This is a genomic window from Mycobacterium sp. NGS57 (assembly GCF_059812405.1).
On the sequence record NZ_JCALCP010000024.1, the window covers coordinates 1 to 6152 of the forward strand.

Here is a 6152-nt window from a genome sequence, read left to right on the forward strand (position 1 = left end):
GGCCGGCGGCAACCGCGGCGCCGGCGGCAACGGCGGCGACGGCGGCCACGGCGCGGCCGGCACCGACGGCGTGGCCGCCACGACGACCGGCCAATCCGGCGGCAACGGCACCGACGGCGGCGCCGGCGGCAACGGCGGCGACGGCGGCGCCGGCGGCGCGATCTCCGGCGACGGCGGGGCCGGCGGCGCGGGCGGACACGGCGCCTCGGGCGGTCACGGCGGCGCCGGCCTCGACGGCGCCGACGCCACCACCCCCGGCGCCAACGGCCAGGCCGGCGGCTCGGGCGGCAACGGCGGCGCCGGCGGCAACGGCGGCGACGGCGGCATCGGCGGCCTGGCCCCCCACGGCACCCAGGGCACCACCGGAACCGGCGGCAACGCCGGCGACGGCGGCAACGGCGCCACCCCCGGCGACGGCGGCATGGGCGCGGCCGGCGACGCCACCCACCTCGACGGCGGGGCGGGCGGGGCCGGCGGCAACACCGGCATCGGCGGCGACGCCGGCATCGGCGGCACCGGCTCCACCCACGGCATCGACGGCACCGCCGGTTCCACCCCGGCCGGGGTGATGGGCAACGGCGGCAACGGCGGGGCCGGGTTCACCGCCACGACCGCCGGCGCGGCCGGCGGGGCTGGCGGGGCCGGGGGTGCGGGCGGCAACTTCGGCGACGGCGGCGACGGCGGCAACGGCGGCAACGGCGCCGCGGGCGCGGCCGGCGTCAACCCCACCCCGGTGGCCCCGGCGGCCAACGGCGACAACGGCACCGGCTACCCACAGTCCTTCAACACCGCCACGGCCGGCACCGACGGCGCCGCCGGCACCGTGCCCGGCCAGGCCGGCGGCAACGGCGGCACCGGCGGCACCTACCTCGCCACCACCGGAGCCGGCACCGGCGCGGCCGCCGGCAACGGCGGCGCTGGCGGCATCGGCGCCCCCGGCGGCAACGGCGGGACCGGCGGCGGCGGCGGTTCGCTGGACCTCAGCCAGGCCACCGGGGCCAACGGCGCCAACGGCGGGCGCGGCGGCGACGGGGCCAGCGGTCAGGCCGGCGGTGCCGGCGGAGCCGGCGGAGCCGGCGGGGCCGGCGGGTCGATCCGCGGCGACGGCGGCCTCGGCGGCGACGGCGGCCACGGCGCCGACGGCGGGGCAGGCGCGGCCGGCGCCCACGGCGGCGACGGCGGCGCGGGCGGTCTGGCCAATTCCACCAACTTCCCCGGCGAGGACTTGTCGGGTCCCTCGACCGGCGGCAACGGCGGGACCGGCGGGGCAGGTGGCACCGGCGGGGCCGGGGGCGCCGGCGGCAACGGCGGGGCCGGCGGCATCGGCGGGGCCCACCACGGCGCCGGCTACACCGACGGCGCGCACGGTCTCGGCGGCGACGGCGGCAACGGCGCCAACAGCGGCGCCGGCGGCAACGGCGGCGCCGGCGGCAACGGCGGCGCCGCGGCCACCGCCGGCAACGGCGGACAAGGCGGCCATGGCGGCGACGCCGGCACCGTCGGCCAAGGCGGCCTCGGCGGCGACAGCGGCGGCGGGCACACCGGAACCAACGGCATCGCCGGCCAGTTGCCCGCCGGAGTCTCCGGCGACGGCGGCACCGGCGGCACCGGCGCCAACGCCACCGGGCCCGGCGGTCACGGCGGCGCCGGCGGGGCGGGCGGCAACGGCGGCAACCTGGGCAACGGCGGCAACGGCGGGGCCGGCGGCACCGGCGCCAACGGCATCGACGGCGTCGACGGCCTCAGCCACGGCGACTCCGGCACCGCCGGCACCGCCGGCGGGAACGGCGGCGCCGGCGGGGCAGCCGGCCTGGGCGGATCGATCCGCGGCAACGGCGGCACCGGCGGACTCGGCGGCGCCGGCGGCGCCGGCGGCAACGGCGGCAACGGGCTCGACGGCACGCACGGAATCTTCCTCGGCGACCCAGGCCAAAACGGCGGCACCGGCGGTAACGGGGCCAACGGCGGCGCCGGCGGGGCCGGCGGCAACGCCGGCGGCGTGGCCACCGGCGGATCCGGCAGCGCGGGCCTCAACGGCACCGGCGGCGAAGGCGGGTACGGCGGCAACGCCGGCACACCCGGCAACGGTGGCGCCGGCGCGGCGGGCGCGGTCGGTGGCGGCACCGGCGGCGTCGGCGGCACCGGCGGCAACCCCGGCCAGGCCGGCGTCGGCGGCACCGGCGGAGCCGCCGGCACCGGCGGTCACGGCGGCAGCACCGGGGAGACCGGCGCCAACGGCGTCGCCGTCACCAGCGGCGGCGACGGCGGCCGCGGCGGCCAAGGCGCCCTCGGCGTGGCGGGCACCAACAACGGGCAGGGCGGCGACGGTGGGGCCGGCGGCAACGGCGGATCGGTCGGCAACGGCGGCGAGGGCGGAGCCGGAGGCAACGGCGCGGCCGGTGCTGCCGGCGTTCCCGGCATCGACGGGGAAGGCACCGCGGGTGGGCCCGGTAACGCGGGCGCGGGCGGCGGCGCCGGGGGCGCCGGCGGCAACGGCGGTTCGGTATCCGGCAACGGCGGAACGGGCGGAACCGGTGGGGCAGGCGGTCAGGGCGGGGCCGGCGGCAAGGGCGGCAACGGCGCGTCGGGCATCCTCACCGAGTCCGGCGACCCCGGCGGAGCCGGCGGTACGGGCGCGGCGGGCGGGAACGGCGGGGCCGGCGGCGCCGGCGGAGAAGCCCTGGGATCGGGCGACGGCGGCACGGGCGGCACCGGCGGCGCCGCCGGCCAGGGCGGGGTCGGCGGCACGGGCGGCACCGGCGGGGAGGCCGGCCCCTTGGCCCTCGGCGGCCACGGCGGAGTCGGAGGCGCCGGTGGCAACTCGGGAAGCGGTGGCGTCGGCGGGACCGGCGGTAACGGCGGCGCGGCCGACGGGGCCGGCGCGGGCGGTCACGGCGGGGCGGCCGGCGCCGCCGCGGCCGGTGTCAACGGCGGTGCCGGGGGCACCGGGGGCAGCTACAGCGGAATCAACTTCGCCGGTGACGGCGGCGTGGGCGGCCATGGCGGCACCGGGGGTCTCGGCGGCGGCGGCGGCAGTGGCGGCACCTCGGCCCATGGCGTGGGAGGTGCCGGCGCCGACGGTGCCAGCGGCGGCCTGGGCGGCGCGCCCGGCGCCGGCGGCCAAGAGGGCGGCGAAGCCGGCGGCGGTGCAAAACCCGGGGCCCCGGGTGCGGCCGGTGCCGGGGGCGCCGGCGGCGCGGGCGGCGACGGCGGCCAGGGCGCCACGGTGACGGCCGCCGCCGGCAACGGGGGTGACGGCGGGGCCGGCGCCGCCGGTGGCGGGGCCGGCGGGGCCGGTGGGGACGGTGGGAACGGCGGTTCGCTCGGCAACGGCGGCAACGGCGGGAGAGGCGGCGTCGGTGCCGCCCTCGGTGGGACCGGCGGGGCCGGCGGGGCCGGCGGCAACGGCGGATCAGTGGGGAACGGCGGCAACGGCGGCAACGGCGGCAACGGCTTGTCCGGTGCCGACGGCGCACCCGGCTACACCGGGCCGGACTTCAACGCCGGCTCTCCCGGCGGGGTCGGCGGCAGCGGCGGCGCCGGCGGCGCCGGCGGCTCGGGTGGCGCGATATCCGGCAACGGCGGGGCCGGCGGGACCGGCGGCAACGGCGGTAACGGCGGCAACGGAGGCCGCGGCGGCAACGGTGCCACGGACCTGATCCCCGGTGACGGCGGACCCGGCGGTAACGGCGCTCCCGGTGGTAACGGCGGGGCCGGCGGTGCCGGCGGAACAGCGCTGGGATCCGGCAACGGCGGCGTCGGCGGCGCGGGCGGCACCGCGGGCTACGGCGGGGCCGGCGGAGACGGCGGCCACGGCGGGGCCCGACAAGCCCTGCTGGGTGGCGCTGCCGCTGACGGCGGCGGCGCCGGTGTCGGCGGGGCCGGCGGCGTGGGCGGCGTCGGGGGTGACGGCGGCTCCGCGGACGGAAACGGCAATGCCGGAGCCGGCGGGACCGCGGGTAATAGCGGCGCCGGCGGCAGCGGCGGCTCCGGTGGGGGCGGCGGGGATGACTTCTATGGCGGCGACGGCGGAGCCGGCGGTCGCGCCGGCTCCGGCGGTGCCGGTGGACACGGGGTTTCCGGCGGCAGGGGCGGCGTATCCGTGGGGACGGGCAATGGCGGTGCCGGCGGGGCGTCCGGCGCCGGCGGCAACGGCGGCAATGGCGGTGGCGGCGGCGCGGGCGGCGTGGCCGTACCCGGTTTCAGCGGCGGCTCCGAGCCAACTAATCACGCCGGTCCTGGCGGTGTCGGCGGTAACGCCGGCGCGGCCGGTAACAGCGCCGCCGGCGGTGCCGGGGGCTGGGCACTGGGGTCCGGCAACGGCGGCGACGGCGGGGCCGCGGGTGCCGCCGGGCACGGCGGCACCGGAGGTGCGGGCGGCGTCGGCGGAGAAATGCTGTCGGGCAAAAACGGTGGCACGGGCGGCAGTGCGGGCAACGGCACCGCTGGCGGCGCCGGCGGCGATGGGGGCGCCGGCGGCGCGGCGTTGGGGTCAGGCCACGGAGGTAATGGCGGCCATGGCGCCACCGGTGGAGCTGGCGGTGCCGGCGGTGCCGGCGGTGCCGGCGGCTTTGGCGATTTTTACGAAGCCCCCGGCGGCAACGGCGGCAACGGCGCCAACGGCGGGGCGGGCGGCTCCGGCGGGGACGGCGGCGCCTCCACTTCTGGAACCGGTGGCAACGGCGGAGGCGGGGGCAGCGGCGGCGCGGGCGGGAACCGCGGCCCTGCCGGCGACTCGCTGGCCTCCCCCGGTACACCCGGTCTTGGCGGGGCGCTCGGCGACGGCGGCGACGGCGGTTCCGGCGCGCCCCCCGGTCAAGACGGCCCGGACGGCCAGCGCGGCCCGGACGGTACGTGATTCGACCGATTGCAGTAGTCGCTCGCTGGTCCGCCCGGAAATTGCAGTAGTGCGTCCCGGATCGGGGCGGTACTCGGGCGGCTGAGAATCGGGCTTTGGACGGTGGGAGCCCTGCGTGTCGTCTTTTGTGTTTGCAACGCCTGAGGCGTTGGTGGCCGCCTCGACGAATCTGGCCGGGATCAACTCGGCGTTGAGCGCGGCGGGTGCGGCGGCGGCGGCGCCGACGACGCAGATCGCGGCCGCGGCATCGGATGAGGTGTCGGCGGCGATCGCGCGGTTGTTCGGGTCGGTGGGTCAGGAGTATCAGGTCCTGACGGCGCAGGCGGCCGCGTTTCAGGACCAGTTCGTGGCCGCGCTGAGCGGGGCGGGTTTCTCGTATGGGGCGACCGAGGCGGCCGCGGTGTCGCCGCTGGGCACCCTCGAGCAGGACGTGTTGGCGGTGATCAATACGCCGACCGAGATCTTGGTGGGCCGCCCGCTGATCGGCCCGGGTGCCGACGGTGCGGCGGGTTCGGGCGCGGCGGGTGGGCCGGGCGGGATTTTGATCGGTCGCGGCGGCAACGGCGGCTCGGGCGCGCCCGGGCAGGCCGGCGGGGCCGGCGGGGCGGCCGGCCTGCTGGGTGGCGGCGGGTCCGGCGGGATGGGCGGGGCCGGCGCGTCCGGCGGTGTGGGTGGCACGGGTGGCTGGTTGTTTGGCAACGGCGGGGCCGGGGGCCAGGGCGGGATCGGCGTCGGGAGCGGCTCCGGCGCGGCCGGGGGCCTCGGGGGCAACGCGCTGCTGTTCGGGGCCGGTGGGGCCGGCGGGGTCGGTGGCACCGGGCTGGGCGGTGCTTTAGGTTCCGCGGGTAGCGCGGGCAGCCAGTTCGCCGCCGGCGGCACCGGGGGTTTGGGTGGTGACGGCGGCAGCGGCGGGACCGGTGGCAGCGGCGGCAATGGTGGGCTGGTGTGGGGTGCCGGCGGGGCCGGCGGGGTCGGCGGGACCGGCGGCGCCGGCGGTTCGGGCGGTGTTGGTGGGGCGGGCTGGGCGTCGACGGTGGTGGGCGGCACCGGCGGTGACGGCGGCAATAGCGGCACCGGCGGCACGGGCGGCAATGGCGGCGCCGGCGGCGTGGGTGGGCATGGCTCGAGTTTGTTCGGCCCCTTGGGCGCCAACGGTTTCGGCGGCGCCGGCGGGGCGGGCGGGAATGCGGGAGCGGCCGGCAACGGCGGGGCCGGTGGGGCCGGGGATGCGGTGACCGCCGGCGGGACCGGCGGCGTGGGTGGCGATCCCGGCGGCGTCGGGACAGGCGGATCA

At 80.9% G+C, this 6152-nt stretch carries 2 protein-coding genes; both read left to right on the plus strand.

Annotated elements, in window-relative coordinates; all coding sequences use genetic code 11:
• Positions 1–568 precede the first annotated feature (568 nt).
• Positions 569–4858 (plus strand): PE family protein, encoded by a 4290-nt coding sequence (locus AC5Y43_RS24885; RefSeq protein ID WP_499977273.1) that lies wholly within the window; start codon positions 569–571, stop codon positions 4856–4858.
• A gap of 115 nt (positions 4859–4973) precedes the next feature.
• Positions 4974–6152, plus strand: a 1179-nt coding sequence (locus AC5Y43_RS24890) for a PE family protein (protein WP_499977270.1), incomplete at its 3' end; no start/stop codon positions are given.